Here is a 16,182-nt window from a genome sequence, read left to right on the forward strand (position 1 = left end):
TCCACTAAGGTCACATGGATGCCAAAAGTTGCGACTTCTTTGGCCATCGCTCCGCTGAGACCCTCTACGGCAAATTTGCCACCGGCGGTAATCGCCCGCGCGCCGTACGACACGCGCTTGCCGCCTTCGAGTGCAGCGCGAATCGCCGGATGCGTCTTGTAGCGCTGAAACTCGTCGAAAGGCGAAAGGTACGGGTTCGAATAGCCCAGACCGACCACGAAACCGACCACCACCTGATCGTTATCCATGTGATACAGGAACGAGCCGCCGTACGTGTCCTTCTCCAGCGGCCAACCGGCGGTGTGCATCACCAGATCTGGCTTGTGCTTGGACGGATCGATTTCCCATAGTTCCTTGATGCCGATCCCGTAGACCTGCGGATCGACGCCATCGCGCAGCTTGAATGTATCGTTTAGCTGACGGCCGAGGTGGTCACGCGCTCCTTCGCAGAACAGCGTGTACTTTGCGTGCAGTTCCATACCGAGCTGGAAGTTTTCGGTCGGCTCGCCATCCTTGCCGATACCTAGGTTGCACGTGGCGACGCCTTTTACCGAACCATCGTCGTTATAGAGGATTTCAGCGGCCGGAAAGCCCGGAAAAATGTCGACGCCCAGCGCCTCGGCCTGCTGACCGAGCCAGCGCGTGACGTTTGCAAGGCTGATCACGTAATTACCGTGATTCTTGAAATTGTCGGGCAGTGCCCATGTTGGCACGCTTCTCGAACCGTTTTCCGTCAGGAACAGGAACTTGTCTTCGGTCACGTCCACCGTGAGCGGCGCGCCCTTTTCCTTCCAGTCCGGGATCAGTTCATTGATTGCACGCGGATCCATCACCGCGCCCGAGAGGATATGCGCCCCGATCTCCGAGCCTTTTTCCAGTACGCACACGCCAAGCTCGACGCCTTTCTCTGTCGCCAGCTGTTTCAAGCGGAGCGCCGCGGACAGGCCAGCCGGGCCGCCGCCGACGATCACCACGTCGTATTCCATCGACTCGCGGGGACCGAATTGCGCGACGAGACCGGCTGCATGGGAAGAATTCATGGTGGTCAAAGTGAGTTGAACGCAATGACCGGATCCGAACGAGCTTGCGCAGTTATCGGCGCTTATGCAACATTCAAGCCACGCGCATGCTTAACGGGAGGACGAATGACGCCCACCTGGTCGGGTTGATTTACCACGCCTTTTACTAAAGTTTGCAGCCGCTTTTATAGCCGGGGCGCCGATTTTGTCCGGGCAACATTCCATCGTGACCTGCAAATCAAGGAAGGCGGAACAGTGAATACGTTTGATGTAGTGCTTTCGGTGCCACCTTTGCCTTGAACGCCGCTGAGTGCGTGCGCTGGGCTCTTTTCGTCATCGTCTGGATTACCTTTGTAGGCGTTATACCTATCTCAAAACTCAGCGATTCCACCTAACCGCCTGTCCAGATTTCCAGGGCCACCTCTTGTGACCGCCGGTCCGGAGAGCAAGGCAGGGCAACGCTTAAACGGAGGCTCGCAGATGCCGATGAAAAGACCTGCTCAAAGGCAGGTCTGTGTGCAGGCGGGGAGGAAGAACCGCGGGAACTACCCCAGACCGATAAATCCAAGCCCTCGCAGAAAATTGCCTCACGGCGTGACAATGTAGTCGCGGGCCGGGGAGAACGCTCTATCGATTTCAGCTTTGCATACGCAGGTTGATGAAAAGGGTGCCCGGGGGAAACGCCCTGCGGCATGCCGGAACCCGCATTACGGCTATTGGCTACAATCCCCATCACTTGCGGCAATAGAAAGCCGAGGGGTTTCGCATAACTTGCGGTGATTGGAGGAATTACCATGTTCGAGAAGACGGGTTGCGGTTTAATAGTAGTGTGCGCTTTGTTTCCTTTACGCGTCGAATCGCAAACCGAGACGAATATGGCGGTGCTGAAGGGATTGGCGCCTGTTACTGTGTTGGAGAATACGTCGGCTGGCAAGGCGGCGCTTGGTGCCAATTACATGGTTACCGGCGGCATCCAGACAGGCTCGATTCGGCAGCCTACGCTGCTTCCGTTCAGTGATCAGCAGCAGCAGGCCCTTCGGGACGCGTTCATCACCGACGGGAACCTTGCCGAACTCGCAGACGGTCTTGGTACGACGCTGGGTGCGGCCTATCAGGCTCGGGCCCACTACAACGATCGCAAGACCTATACGAACGTGTCGCAAGGAATTGCTGATCTTATCAAGTACACCAACGCCACCACTGGCGACGACTCGAATTCGGGAAAATACTTCTTCGCCAACGCGACGACGGATGGAAAGACACCGGTATCCGCAGACGCCAGGAACTTCCTGAAAAGCATCGGTGGCACACCGGATCCGTTCGGCACGAATTACGGGCGTCCCGCCGGAGGCGCCAATGCCGACGCTTATGGCAACTCTGGGCCGTTCCAGACCGAGCACAGTCAACAGCACATCGTTGGATTCGATTACTTCCATGTCCCCGCTGACAACACCGTCTACAACCAGGGGCCGGTCATGAACCTCATCGACAGCCCGTCCTTCCCAAGCGGCCACACGACCTATGGCTACATGGGGTCATTGATTCTGGCTGAACTGGTGCCCGAGCGATTCCAGCAGATGATTGCGCGTGCGGCTGAGTATGGGAACGACCGTATCCTGATGGGTGCTCATTACGCCATGGACGTTCTCGGCGGACGAACCCTGGCCACCTACGATCTTGCACATCTCCTGGCAAATGATCCCGCCTACGTCGGCCGCACGTTGAAACATGCTCCCGTGATAAGCGACTATCGGGCAGCGCTTTCAAGAGCTCGCTCAGAGCTGACCTCCGCGTTGCAGGGAGGGTGTGGCAACACGATTGCAGTCTGTGCCGGTGAAGACATCGGCCGCTTCAGCGATCCCGCAACGAACGAAGCGTTCTATGCAGTCACGCAGACCTACAACCTGCCCGTCGTGTACCCTGAAAACGCAAACCGTCTGGAAGATGTAGCGAAGCTCGCTCCCGAAGCCGGTTACTTGCTGACGACTGCGTTTCCGTCGCTGACGCTGGACCGGGCCGATCAGATCCTCACCGAGACCGAAGGGCCCGGCGGCGGCTTTCTCGACGATGGGTCCGCCTTCGGCGTTTATTCAAGGTTGAATCTCTACGCAGCGGCGGCCAAGGCGGCGCAGGTCAGTTCACGCAAGTGATTTCAGCTTGGCTGAACTATATAGATGGGTGCAGTCAACTCGCTGGCGGGCTCGAGCGCCTCATTCGAGCAACGAGTTCGATGATTTCTCGGGTTCCGCTGGATGTTCGCAGTGTGGATATCTGGTCCGGCATGACCCAGAGACAATGCTTGATTTCATTGCTGGGTTTTGCCACTGCGTTGAGATGGACATCGACTTCGAAGACATGATGCGCAGCCCGTGGATCGACGAAAAGACACGCCAGCCGTGGACGCTTGATCACGAGGCGCGTTTCTTCCTGCACCTCTCTGATTGCCGCATCTACCATCTGTTCGCCCCGCTCCGGCTTGCCGCCGGGCAACGACCATTTAGAGCGCACTTTGGCGACTAACAGGATCTGATTGCCTTTCCAGCAGACGGCCGTTGCTCTATCCTTCATGCTACACAATTCCTTCGAGATATGACTTGAGCGATCGCCGCAATTCAAGCGGATTCGTCTGCGCTTTCCTTGACTTCGCGAACACCTGGGACCGCTCGAATACGCTTGCATATCGCTTCAAATTGGACAGGTGTCACTCTCGACAACGTAATGCCTATCTCATCCGAATCGTCTTTTTGTTGCATGACGAACTGCTTAACGCGCGCCGTCCCCGCCCCCAACGTGTCATGCAGCGTCGCTAAGGAAAGTGCATCCCTGTTTGTATGGACAACGAGTTCCCGACGCTGCCGGTAGCCGATAAACCGTTTTTCGAGCGGCTTGATACCGGCCAGGATGATCAGAATGATGATCGTCGCCGCAATCGACGCGGTATAAAGGCCACCACCCACAGCAAGGCCCACGCCCGCGACCGCCCAGACGCTCGCGGCAGTCGTCAAGCCCCGGATCACTTCCCCTCGCGCCAGGATTGCGCCCGCACCCAGAAAGCCGATGCCTGAAACGACCTGCGCCGCCATACGCGATGGGTCAAGTACTACGCCGGATCGCAGTACGTCGCTGAAGCCATATGCGGACACAATCATGATCAAGGTTGCACCAACGCATACCAGCATGTGCGTTCTAAGCCCGGCAGCCCAGGACATGCGTTCGCGTTCAATACCGATCACGCTCCCCAAAGCCGCCGAGATCATCAACCTTCCGACCAATTCCAATTCACTTGCCATGCTTTCCTCCGGTTGCGTGGCGCCAAGCGTAATATCAGCGTTAGCCCCGCGCATGCGCACGCGTTCAAACGAGGAAGTGTAACGAATTGGGGTGCAGCGCGAAATAAAGGCGAGGGATCACCGCTATCTGACGGTAAGTGATTGAACTCAATCAAATTGACGGTACTTAAACCTTGTGGTCCGGCGCGATACACTAAACGCCGTCCGCTACAGCATGCGCTCTTAGTTGATGAAAGCAAACCTCTTTGAATCGCCAATAATCCTCTGATGCCCACATCCCCAAAACGAAAGAAGAAATTTGGTTTGGCGGTGCGGTCTCGCCACAAGAAGACGCTTTTCCTGCCCATGGACCGGGCGTCAGCCGATCAAATTTCTTTACGCTTTCGAATGGCGCTGGAAATGATTCGCCAAGGTCACGGGGATGCGTCTGCGGTGCAATGCATGTCGCAAGTCACTCTGCTCACGGGCTTGATCACCGATGCGGGCTACGGGCGTCTTGATACAGCGATCATCACCGCCTGCGAGGAAGGGCTCTTGCGTGTGATCAGCGCCAATCCGGAGAAAAGGGCGTCGAAGTTCGAAGAGGATCTCATCTCAAACCTCACGCTCGTCATTAATGAACACGATCGACAGTTGCGAGAGATCCGCCTTCAAATCTTGGTCGAAGCTTCGGAGCAGCTCGAAAGACGCCTTGAAATGGCCACATCGCCAAGCGACTTGATCAACTCACGGCGTAAAAAAACCTGAAGGGGCCCGCACCGAAAGGTTCAGGTAATTCGGGAAACCGTTTCCTTTCGAGATCCGCCGCACGTCCTGGAAGGCTTACATTGGATCGTGCAGTCCGAGGATGATTCCCACCTCGCTTAAGCCGTCAGTCAGGGAATCTTTGCCGCGATAAGTGCATTAGCATGGCATTTCCGTTTAAGTAGTTCCCCCTTCAACCCGATATGCAGGCATAGGAGTTGACAAACAGGGGCGATGCTGCGCAGGTTTTGTCACCGACGGTCCGACCTGCTTGCCATTGAATCAAATCATTTGTGCAATCGTTGAAGGGTTAAGATTTGTGCAACCAAACGTCGCGATCCAGTTAGACTGGCGGCTGGTATTCGCGCTCGCGGGCGAGCAGCAACCAGATTGTTCGAGCTATCTTGTTGGCGAGTGCAACCACGGCAATGTTAGTTCCTCGCCTTTCCTGAACATCAAGTATCCATCGCGAGAGCGCGTCGCTGCGTTTTGCCGCCTGCTGGAAGACAGACCTCGCGCCGTGCACCAGAAGCATTCGGAGATATCCGTTGCCGCGCTTCGCGATTTCGAACAGACGCTGCCTGCCGCCCGAAGAGTGTTGCCTCGGGGTGAGACCGAGCCAGGCAGCAAACTGTCGGCCGTTTGCGAACTCAGTCGCGCTGACCGCTGCGGCGATGACCGCCGTCGCGATCATGGGTCCAACACCCCCACGTATGGTCGCCGGCAAGTACGTAATGTCCCAACTAAAAAGCTGATTGGGCGCATCGGCACAGACGGCGCGCGGCTTACTGCGAGCGTGGGTTGGGCGCTCACTGCGCCGATGGGCGAGTTGCTTCTCGGCTTTCAGTACCCGGTAGAACGTCGATTCCGAGGCAATATAGCGTTGCTGATCGGCCAAACGGGGGATAATCTGGCTTGGAGGTAAGTGACCGAATTCGGCGGAGTTTGCCACCGCCAACAGTTCAGCGCGCTCGTCGGCGGAAAGCTTGTGAGGAGGTTCGTATTGTCGTAACGAGCGCCCATCGACCGCGTCAGATTCTGCGCTTTGCCAGCGCTGCACCGTACGCGCGCTCAGCCCCAGGACCTTACACGCAGGCGCCTGGCGGGCACCGGCCAGAGTCGCCTCGCCGATCGAACCAATCATCGTGTTGCGCTCTTCAAGGGCCGTCATTCGGCCTCGCCCTCGAACAACGCACGATACTTTTTTTGCAGCACCAGCAACGCTGCCGCTTCGGCCAACGCCTTCTCTTTACGGTTCAACTCCCGCTGGAGCTGAACGTTCACTTGCTTCAATTCGCGTACTTCCTGCGCGTTCTCGCGCCGACTGCCAGTCCCGCTGGCGGCACAGAAGTCCGAGCGCCACTGCGCGAGATGATGAACAAACAGGCCCCGCTCACGGCACCATGCATTCAGCGCCTCGTCCACCAGCCCGTGACTTTGCTGCAAGGCCAGTAGCCGGTCCTCCAGCGACCAGTCTTCCGGGCGCTTTGCATGTTCAGAACCGGGGCCCCGAGCTGCGGACATCGTGCCTTTCATCCAGTTCCTTAAAGTAAATGAGTTCACGTTGAGTTCATCAGCCACGGATCCAACAGTTTGGCTTCCGCGCCGCAAAACCTTCGACAGCGCTTGCTCTTTGAATTCGGCAGAATACGTTTGTTTCGCCTTCAACCTACACCTCTGACTTCTTTAAATTAAGAAAATTCAGAGGCGACAACTAGTGTGACGCAGGGGGCACTCTGAACAAGCACAGCTTTATCATTATTTACCAATCATCCAAATGGTTTTGCGACGACTGAAAATTGATGACGTGAACGGCACACCGGCCCGACGAAAAACCTGAGTGCCAAAGAGGCTTTTCGGAGCCGATCCACTGTTAAGGATCGTCAGGCGCGAATCTCATCGTGGCGCGGGGAGTAATCCCCACAACGACGCCGAATAGATTTAAGCAAGCCAACTCGCCATCGAAGATCAGGGTTGCAAAAATGGGGTGGACCATACATTTGGCACATTGATGCCGTTCGGTTCTGGAGGCCCTCAATCATGACCACCTCCCCGAAGGGAGGGCGGTGTCCATTCCATCTCGGATATGCGCGCATCGTTCATCGTTGGATTGCGTCGATCGGACTTGATGACGGCGCGTATGGTACGCACACCATGCGACGCATGAAAGCGTCATTGATCTATCGACGCACCAAGAACCTGCGCGCTGTGCAACTGCTGTTGGGTCATACAAAAATTGAAAGCACCGGGCGATACCTTGGGATCGAAGTAGACGATGCCCTCGAGATGGCCGAGCAGACTGAAGTTTGATAGCCGGCTGCGGACGAGCGTTCGCTTGCTGGCCATGAGGTGTCATTCGCCACACTGGAGTTGGAGACCCTCAGATGTCCGTTCCGTAACCAATACTCGTCATTGAGCTGTCATTCAAAATCATTCCGGGGAGGGTTGTTTCGGATCATTCGACGACGCGTCGAGGCTCTGGCGTTCGACAGGTGCGCGTGTAACACCCGGCCGCGCCGATGAGCAACCCGGGGAGGGTTTTCGTTGCCCGAGAATATTAACATCCGCTCCTTGAGTCGATCGGAACCGCGACTGCGGATCGAAGATCCAGCGAAAACCGTACAACGGTCTGATCGATCCTCGCGCGCAGCTCTGTTCCCGCGCATGCCGTCAAGCGTAGCTTGATCGAGCTTCTACCGATTTCTCGTACGTGCAAGGCAAACCGCAGGGACTCGCCATGTTCGCTAGGAGAAACAAACTCGGCCTGAATGCTCACAGTCGGAATGCCAAGTTTCTCCTATCCGATGAACTCGGCGTAGTCGACACCCAGACTGTCGTTGAACCAGTCCTCGATCACTTCATGAAACAGGACAAAGTATTGGATAGAACACGATTCCGGCGGGATCGCAGTGCTGAGAGCGCACGATCTCGTCGCAATGAAATTCCCAGCTTTTTGTCATGTCATGAACCTCTGTGATACGCAACGATCAAGAGCGTCGCCGTGAGTCGCGCGACGTGTTGTGTTACATGTGCGTAAAACCCGATCGCGCTTTGGCCGTTCGAATCGCTTCGTCGAAAGAAGAGGCGGTTGCCACATGGTGATGGTTCACCGTGACAAGCCATTTGTTGTCCCGCAGGCACCAGCGGATTTTTCCACTCTCCATCAACGCGGAGAACCATCGCCATACAGAGGCGTCCTCGGCGTTGGCGCATGCGGCGGCCAGTGAGCGAGCCTCGCGAAGGCGATGCGTATCGATTGTTTGTGAAGCGAGTTTCATTGCGGGTGCCTAGCGGGTCGCATGCGACAGGATCTGGTCGATGACAAGCTGGTTGCCAAGCGAGTTTTCCAGAGTGAATGCGATCGAATCACTGCGTTCAAGCAGGACAGAGCCGAAATTCTCGACCATCGACTGATACTGATCTACACCGCCGAAATCGAACGTTTCGACAACGCCGCTAGCATCGGAACGAAGTCTGATTTTCGCGTCGGCATACACGCCTGCATTGAATGGCGCGTCCAGGGAAAGCCAGCCTTTGGAACCATGGAAGACCATATGTTGCCGCCGCGCAAGCTGCGTTCCGCAGTAGAAGTTCAGGCGAAAACCCGGGAAGTCCAGCGCGCAGATTGCAAGTTTGTCGGTGCCATAGCGTGGGTCGATCGTAATGTCGGCGCGCACTGAGAAAGGTTCAAGGCCGGTCGCGATCCGCGTCGTCACCACCGGGTAGACACCGATATCCCGCACGCCACCGCCTCCAAGCACGAGGTCGTTCTTGAGGGCGGTGGGGTCGTCATTGAAATACGTGAAAGAGCCTTCCACGAGTTCGAGATTGCCTAGCGAACCGTTCGCGATCCGATCGCGCACGAACGCCCATTGCGGATGATGCGCCACCATGAATGCTTCGGCGCATACGAGTCCGGTCGCATCGCGAAGCGCGATGAGTTCCTGAACCTGAGCGGCGTTCATCGCGATTGGCTTCTCGCACAACACGTGCTTGCCCGCGAGAAGTGCCTTTTTGCACCACTCGAAGTGACTGGCCGTCGGCAACGGGATATACACGGCATCGACTTCTTTGCTCGCAATTACTTCATCGTAGTTCGCGCACGAGGCGGCTATGCCGTGCTTTGCCGCGAACGCTGCGGCACGCTCGCCATCGCGCGCAGCTACGCAGACCGCGCGGCCGTTGCTCGATCGCTGGATTGCGGGCACGACGAAGTTGTCGGCGATTCTGGCGGCACCGAGCACACCCCAGCGGATCATGTCCCTCATGGCTGTCTCCTCGCGTAATTGGTTAGGTTCATTAACACACCGTCTGAAGCCGCTCCGCGCAGACGCGAAGCACGTCATCCGGATCCCGGCGCCACCAGTTCTCTTTCGAAAATATCTCCACCTCGACCAACCCGTCGTATCCATTGCGTTCGACGCGTTCACGCAATGCGGACAGGTCGACGACACCATCGCCCATCATGCCGCGGTCAAGCAACAGGTCGCGCGTTTCGCGCAGCCAGTCGCATACATGAAAGGCGAGAATCCGCTCGTTGCGGCCAGCCGCCGCGATCGGCGCCTGCAACGTGGGATCCCACCAGCAGTGATATGCGTCGACAGCCGCCCCGAGAAAGCCGGAGCGCTCAGGATCGAGCGCGTCACAGATGTCCAGTGCTTGCGCCAGCGTGTTGATCACGGCCCGGTCTGCTGCATACATCGGATGCAGCGGCTCGAGCGCGAGCGGGACACCGAACTCACGCGCCGTCTCCAGCAACTCCGCGATGCCATCGGAGACCTGCGCGCGGGCTCCGCGCAAATCGCGGCTCCCTTCAGGCAAGCCACCGACCACCATCACGAAGCACCGTGCGCCCAGCGTTGCGGCGTCGCGCAAGGCGGCCTTGTTGTCGTCGATATTCGCGTCGAACTGCGCTCGGGTCGCAGCCGGCAAGTATGTCGAACGGCAATAGCCGGTGACGGTTAAATCGAGCGCCTTGATCTGCTTCGCGACCTCCGCAACGTTCACTTTCTCCACTTCATGACGCCAGGGCGCAATGCCGCCGAATCCTGCGCTGGCGATCCGGTCAATCGTGCGGCTGAGCGGTTCGCGATGACCGAGCGTTGCCGTGTTGATGGAGCACAGGTCGAGTCTTCCTTTCAGGTTTCTCATGGCTGTCCAGAGTGATATCGAAGACGAGCAGTCCGTGAACGCCGCCTTCCAGTGCTTCGATAAGCCGCGCAACGATCGCGCGATGAGTCGGATGCGCGAGATAGACAAAACACTCGTCGCGGCTGTCGAAATCCATCATGAAGCCATCGGCGAGATCCAGACCGTATCCCTCTGGCGAGATGTTTGGACCGCACTGGAAGTTCGTGAATGCGATCTCAGGTATCTCCGCAAGCCGCCTGATTTGCTCGAAGAAGGCGAGGCGACTCGGCGCCGCCACTTCACTGCGGAATCGACACAGCACGATGTGTCGCACAGGTCCTTTTGAGGGGATCATGGTCAGTCTCTACAGCCGAGCGATGCCATGACCGCGCGCACGCGCACGATGGCGTCTTCAGGATCGCGGAGAAGGCCAGCCTGATCCGCGAGGCGGAATACGTCCGCGAGATAGGCGGGCGGGCGCATGCCATGGTGACCGCCGAGCATGAAGAAGTGATCCTGGGACCCATTCAGGTATGCGAGGAACACGACGCCTGTTTTGTAGTACTGCGTCGGCGCCCGGAAGATATGGCGCGACAGCGGTACTGTCGGTGCGAGCAGCGCGTTGAACGTGTCGAGATCGTTGCCCGCGAGCGCGTCCAGGGCCTGCGATGCGGCGGGGGCGATCGCGTCGAAGATGCCGAGGAGCGCGTGCGAGTATCCCGCGGCGTCGCCTGCGATCAGGCCGGGGTAATTGAAATCGTCGCCCGTGTACATCTTGACTGCGGGCGGCAATTGCCGGCGAAAGGAGATTTCCTTGGCGTCGTCGAGCAACGATATCTTGATGCCGTCGACGCGATCGCCGCTGTCGCCGATCACACCGAGGCAGACTTGCGCCGCGCTCTCGTAATCCGACGCTCCCCAGTAACCAGCAAGTTCAGGATCGAACATCTCGCCGAGCCAATGAAGAATCACCGGCTCATCGCACATGGCCAACACTTCGCGATAGACACGCCGATAGTCCTCCGGCGAGCGGGCCACGCGGGCCAGTGCGCGGCTCGCCATCAGGATGACGCGTCCGTCGATGCGTTGAATGGCTTCGAGCTGTTCCGCGTATGCGCGGATCACCTGGTCGCAGTTTGTAATCGAATTCGGTGCAACGTGATCAGTGCCGCAGCCGGACGCGATCAACGCGCCGGGGATATCGCGCGTGCCTTCGATCGTGCGGGTGATCAACTCGAGCGCGCTGTGCCAGGACAGACCCATGCCTCGTTGTGCGGTATCCATCGCTTCGGCAATGCCGAGCCCTTGCCTGAGCAGGTAGCGGCGATATTCGAGCGTACGTTGCCAATCGATTGCGGGCGCTTCATTGAGTTCGCTGGCGCGTAGTGGATCGGCCACCACATGCGCGGCCGAATAGGCAATACGGTTGAACGGCCGGGCAGGTGCGCGGACGTCGAGCGGCGTGCCTTGCAGGCGATAGCTATCCATCGTGCCGAGCGCGGTCGGAAGTTTGAGTGTCAGGTTCATATGCGTGTCAGTATTTGGTCACAAGCAGGCCGCCGTCGATACGGATAGCCTGGCCAACGCTATAGGGCAGTCCGCCTGTCGCCAGCGTGCGCACAGTGGTCGCGACTTCCTGGGGCACGCCCCATCGCTTGATGGCTGTGAGGCCTTGTTCTATCTGGGCGTCGTAGCGTGCGCGGGACGGCGCCGTCATTTCCGTTTCGATCAGACCGGGCTGCACTTCGTAGACGCTCACGCCGTGCTCGGCGAGCCGCAATGAAAACAGCGTGGTCGCCATCGACAGACCCGCCTTCGATACGCAGTACTCGCTGCGCAACGGCGAGGCCGCGACCGCATTCGACGATGTGATCGTGATGACGCTCGGATGCGGCGCAACACTGGGCCGGGAGCGCGCGAGGAAGTGCTTCGCGAACGCCTGGGTCAGGAAGAACGTGCCGCGCGTGTTCACAGCGATGCAGCGGTCGAAGCTCTCAGGCGATACATCGAGTAGGTCGCCTCGCGACATCACCGAGACGCCCGCGTTGTTCACGAGGCAATCGATCGAACCACCGAGCCGTGCTTCGATATCGAGCAGCGTGGAAGGATGCGAGTCGATGTCGGCGAGATCGGATACGACGGCGATCGCGCCGGCGCCTGTCTGTTCGACTTCGGCAACCGCCTGATCCAGTTCCTCCGATGCCACAGCGTCAGTGAGCGCAACATCGAACCCTGCGCGGCCGAGCTCGATTGCAATCGCTCGCCCGATGCCGCGTCGACTGCCCGTGACGAGTGCGATAGGACGGTGGCTCATACCGACGCTCCATTGGCAATCAGATCGCGAGCGATGATCGTGCGCTGGATCTGGTTCGTGCCTTCGTAAATCTGCGTGATCTTCGCGTCGCGATAGAGTCGTTCGACTTCATAGCCGCGAATGTAGCCACTGCCGCCAAAGATCTGCACTGCGTTGGCGCTGTGCTTGACGGCCGTGTCGCCCGCGAAGCACTTGGCCATCGAGCAGGCAATGCTTGCACGGTCGCCGGTTTCAAGGCGTTCAGCCGCGTCATGCACGAGCAGCCGTGCGGCCCGAATGTCTTTCGCCATATCGGCGAGCATCCACTGGACGCCCTGAAAATCGGCGATGTGACTGCCGAACTGTTTGCGCGTCTGCGCATACTCCAGCGCCGCTTCGAGACCGGCCTGCGCGATGCCTACAGCCAGCGCGGCGATGCCCACGCGGCCCTTGTCGAGCACGCTCATCATGATGTGAAAGCCACGCCCTTCCTGTCCGAGCAGGGCGTCGTGCGGGAGTTTGACGCGGTCGAAATGCAGTTCTCCGACTTGCGATGCACGCTGGCCCATCTTGTGTTCTTTCGGACCTTTCGATACGCCCGCCAGATGGCAATCAACGATGAAGATGCTCATGCCGCGCTTGCCGGCCGCCGGATCGGTGCGTGCAAGCACGAACGCCAGATCTGCAACCGGTGCGTTGTGGATCCAGAGCTTGGCGCCGCTGAGTTCCCACCCGTCAGCAGTGCGCGTCGCGGTGGTGCGAATGCCGGACACGTCGGTACCGGCGTCCGATTCGGTAATGCAGTAAGCCGGCCGGAGGGCTGCGCGCAACAAGGGCTCCATGTACTTCGAGCGCTGCCCGTCGGTGCCGTGAACACTCAGTAGCGTGCCGACCAGTTCGAGCAGGCCGCACTGGTCAGCAACCGACGCATAACCGCGCGACAGCTCTTCCATCACAAGCGCGTAAGCGGTGACGTCGAGCCCGGCGCCGCCAAATTCCTCGGGCACGGTAATGCCGAATAGGCCTAGTTCACCCATCTGCTTGTAAATCTCCGCGGGGAATCGCTCCTCGCGGTCCAGTTCCTCGGCTAGAGGGCGAATCACTTCCTGCGAAAAGCGCCGTGTCATGTCGCGGATCTGCTCATGCGTTTCTGAGAGCTTCATGTCGTCTCCATCCTTGCTCGTCATACCTGATTGTTGCGGTGCAGCGTGTCGGTGCAGGTAAACCCGAGCGCTGCGCAATATCCCTTGAAATCAGAGGTTTCGTGTGCCAACATTGGCAACAAGTAACCATCTGGTGGGTTATTTAAGACCAACGAAACGCCGCTGTCAACGGGTTTTGCGGCCGATCTGAAAGGAGAGAGCAGTGAGCAAGTGGAAGGAGGCTGCTGACGCGGTCGAGCAGATTTTCGACGGCGCGACGATCGCGCTGGCAGGTTCGGGAGGCGGTCTGCTCGAAGCGGACGCCGTGCTTGCGAAGCTCGAGCAGCGTTTCCTCGAGACCGGGCATCCGCGCGATCTGACGGTCGTGCATGCGCTGGGTATTGGCGACGCGCAGGGCAGTGGGCTGGGACGCTTTGCACATGCCGGCATGGTCAAGCGCGTGATCGGCGGGCACTGGAGTTGGGCGCCATCGATGCAGAAACTCGCGAAGGAAAACGCCTTCGAGGCCTACAGCTTTCCAGCTGGCGCGATCTCCACGCTGTTGCGGGAAATCGGCGCCGGGCGGCCCGGCCTCGTCACGCATGTGGGCTTGCGCACTTTCGTCGATCCGCGCATCGACGGCGGCAAAATCAACGAGCGCGCGACCGAAGACATGGTCGAACTGGTTACGCTCGATGGACGCGAATACCTGCGTTACAAGCCATTCACGGTCGATTTCGCAATCGTGCGCGGCTCGTCGGCGGACGGAAGCGGCAACGTCACGCTGCGCCGCGAGCCGGCCGATCTGGACGTCTATGCCGCCGCGCTCGCGGCCCATAACTGCGGCGGCCGCGTCATCGTGCAGGTGAAGGAACGCGAGCCCGAAGGATATGTGCCCGCGCGCCTGGTTCGTATTCCCGGCATCCTGGTCGACGCGCTCGTCGAAACGCCCGAACAGGTGCAATGCGCAGTGTCGGATTACGATCCAGCGCTCAGCGGCGAAGCGCTGTGCCCGATCGGCGACGGCTTCTACGAAGTGCCAACAGGCATCCGCCGCATCATCGCCGCGCGGGCGGCGAGCGAGTTGCGTGCCGGGCAGTCCGCCAATTTCGGCTTCGGCATTCCAGGCGGCATCCCCGCCTTGCTGGCGGAACAGGGGCGGCTCGGCACGTTCTGGGGATCGGTCGAACAGGGCATCCACAACGGTGCGATGCTCGACGGTCCGATGTTCGGCACGGCACGCAATGCGGACGCGATCCTGTCGAGCGTCGACCAGTTCGATTTCTATAGCGGCGGCGGTGTCGACGTCTCTTTCCTTGGCATGGGCGAAATGGACGCCGAGGGCAACATCAATGTGTCGAAGCTGGGCTCGACGGTCGTGGGTCCTGGCGGCTTTATCGATATCACGCAGGGCGCGCGAAAGATCGTGTTTTGCGGGAGCTTCGAAGCAAAGGGTCTAGCGGTCGAACAGGCGGGCGCACGTCTGAACATCGTGTCGCCGGGCAGCGTGCCCAAGCTCGTCGATCGCGTGCAGCACATCACCTTTAGCGGCGAGCAGGCGCGCCTTAGCAATCAGGAAGTGCTGTATGTGACCGAGCGCGCGGTGTTTCGCCTCGAGGCAGACGGCGTGCGTCTGATCGAGGTCGCGGAAGGAGTCGATGTCGAACGCGAAGTGCTGGCACGCATGGCATTCAGGCCGCTCGTCGATGAAGCGTTGCTCGCGCGCTCGAAGCAGAGCGTGCCTGCGACGCAGGAAAAGGTGGCGTGATGCCAGGGCGCGCGAAGGGCGGTTGCGTACTCCGCGCGCCCGGGTTGTCAGGGGCGCACGATTCGCAGGATGGTCTCGATGTTGAACTCAAGACGGCTTTTCAGCGCTGCCTTGTCCATGAAGTCGATGTCGAAGATGACACCGCTCGTGAAACGGTTCGTCAGGTAGTAGTAGCCGATAGCGGCCATCGTGATGTGCAGTTGCCGTGCGTCGACACCCGAACGAAACACGCCCGCTTCGACGCCGCGATCGAGGATGCGCTGCAACATGGAGATAAAGCCCTGGTGCAGATCGTGGAACCGCTGAGACTTCTTGACATGGCGTGCCTTATGAAGATTTTCGCTGTTCACGAGCGTCATGAACTCCGGGTTTCGAAGGTAGTAGTTCCAGGTATGCGTGGTCAGCGCAACGAGCGCGTCGTCCGGCGAGAGATGGTCGAGATTGAGCTTCTGCTCGGCAGAACGGATGTCGGCGTAAGCATCTTCAAGAACGGCGACAAAGAGCTCCTCCTTGCTGCCGAAGTAGTGATAGATCATCCGCTTGTTGGCTTTGGAGCGCGTCGCAATCGCTTCGACACGCGCGCCGGCCAGGCCGAGTTTCGCGAATTCTTTTTTCGCAGCTTCGAGGATGTTGGCCTTGGTGACCTCCGGGTCACGCTGCCGGGGCTGCCGCGTGACAACCGCTTCTGCGGACTTCGATGCGCGTTGTTGGGGCGTGGTTGCAACGGTCATATGGGTCGTAGAGAAGTAGGGTTGATACGCCGGTACAGGGGCCTAATGACGGTGACTATAAACCA

15 protein-coding genes and 2 pseudogenes are annotated in these 16,182 nt (G+C 59.0%); 4 read left to right on the forward strand and 13 right to left on the reverse strand.

What is annotated here, in order from left to right:
* Nucleotides 1-23 precede the first annotated feature (23 nt).
* Nucleotides 24-1,040, reverse strand: a pseudogene (locus tag AWB64_RS23985) (NAD(P)/FAD-dependent oxidoreductase); the annotation flags it as partial.
* Nucleotides 1,041-1,813: 773 nt separating this feature from the next.
* Between AWB64_RS23985 and AWB64_RS23990 the strand changes: the two are divergent.
* Nucleotides 1,814-3,169 carry a phosphatase PAP2 family protein gene (locus AWB64_RS23990; protein WP_060857928.1) on the forward strand — a complete coding sequence of 452 codons (1,356 nt, stop codon included), beginning with the start codon at nucleotides 1,814-1,816 and terminating at the stop codon, nucleotides 3,167-3,169.
* 34 nt (nucleotides 3,170-3,203) lie between these two features.
* Here AWB64_RS23990 and AWB64_RS32760 read toward each other — a convergent pair whose 3' ends face one another.
* Both AWB64_RS32760 and AWB64_RS24000 read right to left on the reverse strand, forming a co-directional pair.
* Nucleotides 3,204-3,698 carry an NUDIX hydrolase gene (locus AWB64_RS32760; RefSeq protein WP_082850617.1) on the reverse strand — a complete coding sequence of 165 codons (495 nt, stop codon included), beginning with the start codon at nucleotides 3,696-3,698 and terminating at the stop codon, nucleotides 3,204-3,206.
* Nucleotides 3,632-4,309 carry an MgtC/SapB family protein gene (locus tag AWB64_RS24000; protein ID WP_060857970.1) on the reverse strand — a complete coding sequence of 226 codons (678 nt, stop codon included), beginning with the start codon at nucleotides 4,307-4,309 and terminating at the stop codon, nucleotides 3,632-3,634. The genes AWB64_RS32760 and AWB64_RS24000 overlap by 67 nt, the downstream gene beginning before the upstream one ends.
* 267 nt (nucleotides 4,310-4,576) lie before the next feature.
* Between AWB64_RS24000 and AWB64_RS24005 the strand changes: the two genes are divergently transcribed.
* On the forward strand, nucleotides 4,577-5,056 hold the full coding sequence (locus AWB64_RS24005; protein WP_063493275.1) for a hypothetical protein: 480 nt from the start codon (nucleotides 4,577-4,579) through the stop codon (nucleotides 5,054-5,056).
* Between the two features lie 340 nt (nucleotides 5,057-5,396).
* Here the strand turns inward: AWB64_RS24005 and AWB64_RS24010 are convergent, their stop codons facing one another.
* Both AWB64_RS24010 and AWB64_RS24015 read right to left on the reverse strand, forming a co-directional pair.
* Nucleotides 5,397-6,224, reverse strand: a complete 828-nt coding sequence (locus AWB64_RS24010; protein WP_060857931.1) for an IS110 family transposase — start codon at nucleotides 6,222-6,224, stop codon at nucleotides 5,397-5,399.
* Nucleotides 6,221-6,721, reverse strand: coding sequence for a transposase (locus tag AWB64_RS24015; RefSeq protein ID WP_060857932.1), 501 nt, complete (start codon nucleotides 6,719-6,721; stop codon nucleotides 6,221-6,223). The genes AWB64_RS24010 and AWB64_RS24015 overlap by 4 nt, the downstream gene beginning before the upstream one ends.
* Before the next feature lie 417 nt (nucleotides 6,722-7,138).
* On the opposite strand from AWB64_RS24015, the pseudogene AWB64_RS24020 reads away from it, so the two are divergent.
* A pseudogene (locus tag AWB64_RS24020) lies at nucleotides 7,139-7,363 on the forward strand (tyrosine-type recombinase/integrase); the annotation flags it as partial.
* Between the two features lie 713 nt (nucleotides 7,364-8,076).
* On the opposite strand, the gene AWB64_RS24025 reads toward AWB64_RS24020, so the two are convergent.
* Genes AWB64_RS24025 through AWB64_RS24055 form a run of 7 tightly spaced genes read right to left on the reverse strand, consistent with a single transcriptional unit; the run spans nucleotide 8,077 to nucleotide 13,639 of the window.
* Nucleotides 8,077-8,331 carry a hypothetical protein gene (locus AWB64_RS24025; RefSeq protein ID WP_244164190.1) on the reverse strand — a complete coding sequence of 85 codons (255 nt, stop codon included), beginning with the start codon at nucleotides 8,329-8,331 and terminating at the stop codon, nucleotides 8,077-8,079.
* 9 nt (nucleotides 8,332-8,340) lie between these two features.
* Nucleotides 8,341-9,321: a Gfo/Idh/MocA family protein gene (locus AWB64_RS24030; protein ID WP_060857933.1), complete on the reverse strand. Its 981-nt coding sequence runs from the start codon at nucleotides 9,319-9,321 to the stop codon at nucleotides 8,341-8,343.
* Nucleotides 9,322-9,352: 31 nt separating this feature from the next.
* On the reverse strand, nucleotides 9,353-10,204 hold the full coding sequence (locus AWB64_RS24035; protein WP_060857934.1) for a sugar phosphate isomerase/epimerase family protein: 852 nt from the start codon (nucleotides 10,202-10,204) through the stop codon (nucleotides 9,353-9,355).
* The gene (locus AWB64_RS32765) at nucleotides 10,119-10,538 is read right to left on the reverse strand and encodes a Dabb family protein (protein ID WP_075643341.1); all 420 of its coding nucleotides are present in this window, start codon (nucleotides 10,536-10,538) and stop codon (nucleotides 10,119-10,121) included. The genes AWB64_RS24035 and AWB64_RS32765 overlap by 86 nt, the downstream gene beginning before the upstream one ends.
* A gap of 2 nt (nucleotides 10,539-10,540) precedes the next feature.
* Entirely contained in the window at nucleotides 10,541-11,710 is a 1,170-nt protein-coding gene (locus AWB64_RS24045) for a dihydrodipicolinate synthase family protein (RefSeq protein ID WP_060857936.1), read from the reverse strand.
* A 7-nt stretch (nucleotides 11,711-11,717) separates the two neighbouring features.
* Nucleotides 11,718-12,497, reverse strand: a complete 780-nt coding sequence (locus AWB64_RS24050; protein ID WP_060857937.1) for a 3-ketoacyl-ACP reductase — start codon at nucleotides 12,495-12,497, stop codon at nucleotides 11,718-11,720.
* The gene (locus AWB64_RS24055) at nucleotides 12,494-13,639 is read right to left on the reverse strand and encodes an acyl-CoA dehydrogenase family protein (protein WP_060857938.1); all 1,146 of its coding nucleotides are present in this window, start codon (nucleotides 13,637-13,639) and stop codon (nucleotides 12,494-12,496) included. Before AWB64_RS24055 ends, AWB64_RS24050 begins: the two co-directional genes overlap by 4 nt.
* A gap of 202 nt (nucleotides 13,640-13,841) precedes the next feature.
* Between AWB64_RS24055 and AWB64_RS24060 the strand changes: the two genes are divergently transcribed.
* Entirely contained in the window at nucleotides 13,842-15,386 is a 1,545-nt protein-coding gene (locus AWB64_RS24060; RefSeq protein ID WP_060857939.1) for an acyl CoA:acetate/3-ketoacid CoA transferase, read from the forward strand.
* Nucleotides 15,387-15,433: 47 nt separating this feature from the next.
* Here the strand turns inward: AWB64_RS24060 and AWB64_RS24065 are convergent, their stop codons facing one another.
* Complete coding sequence (locus tag AWB64_RS24065; protein WP_060857940.1) at nucleotides 15,434-16,117, reverse strand: TetR/AcrR family transcriptional regulator; 684 nt, start codon at nucleotides 16,115-16,117, stop codon at nucleotides 15,434-15,436.
* Nucleotides 16,118-16,182 lie beyond the last annotated feature (65 nt).

It is taken from the genome of Caballeronia sordidicola (genome assembly GCF_001544455.2).
GTDB classification, from domain to species: Bacteria; Pseudomonadota; Gammaproteobacteria; order Burkholderiales; family Burkholderiaceae; genus Caballeronia; species Caballeronia sordidicola.

Excerpts from the sequence above, each read along its gene's own strand:
- AWB64_RS23990 (WP_060857928.1), top strand. The coding sequence starts at position 1,814 with ATGTTCGAGAAGACGGGTTGCGGTTTAATAGTAGTGTGCGCTTTGTTT.
- AWB64_RS32760 (WP_082850617.1), bottom strand. The coding sequence starts at position 3,698 with ATGCAAGCGTATTCGAGCGGTCCCAGGTGTTCGCGAAGTCAAGGAAAG.
- AWB64_RS24000 (WP_060857970.1), bottom strand. The coding sequence starts at position 4,309 with ATGGCAAGTGAATTGGAATTGGTCGGAAGGTTGATGATCTCGGCGGCT.
- AWB64_RS24005 (WP_063493275.1), top strand. The coding sequence starts at position 4,577 with ATGCCCACATCCCCAAAACGAAAGAAGAAATTTGGTTTGGCGGTGCGG.
- AWB64_RS24010 (WP_060857931.1), bottom strand. The coding sequence starts at position 6,224 with ATGACGGCCCTTGAAGAGCGCAACACGATGATTGGTTCGATCGGCGAG.
- AWB64_RS24025 (WP_244164190.1), bottom strand. The coding sequence starts at position 8,331 with ATGAAACTCGCTTCACAAACAATCGATACGCATCGCCTTCGCGAGGCT.
- AWB64_RS24030 (WP_060857933.1), bottom strand. The coding sequence starts at position 9,321 with ATGAGGGACATGATCCGCTGGGGTGTGCTCGGTGCCGCCAGAATCGCC.
- AWB64_RS24035 (WP_060857934.1), bottom strand. The coding sequence starts at position 10,204 with ATGAGAAACCTGAAAGGAAGACTCGACCTGTGCTCCATCAACACGGCA.
- AWB64_RS32765 (WP_075643341.1), bottom strand. The coding sequence starts at position 10,538 with ATGATCCCCTCAAAAGGACCTGTGCGACACATCGTGCTGTGTCGATTC.
- AWB64_RS24045 (WP_060857936.1), bottom strand. The coding sequence starts at position 11,710 with ATGAACCTGACACTCAAACTTCCGACCGCGCTCGGCACGATGGATAGC.
- AWB64_RS24050 (WP_060857937.1), bottom strand. The coding sequence starts at position 12,497 with ATGAGCCACCGTCCTATCGCACTCGTCACGGGCAGTCGACGCGGCATC.
- AWB64_RS24055 (WP_060857938.1), bottom strand. The coding sequence starts at position 13,639 with ATGAAGCTCTCAGAAACGCATGAGCAGATCCGCGACATGACACGGCGC.
- AWB64_RS24065 (WP_060857940.1), bottom strand. The coding sequence starts at position 16,117 with ATGACCGTTGCAACCACGCCCCAACAACGCGCATCGAAGTCCGCAGAA.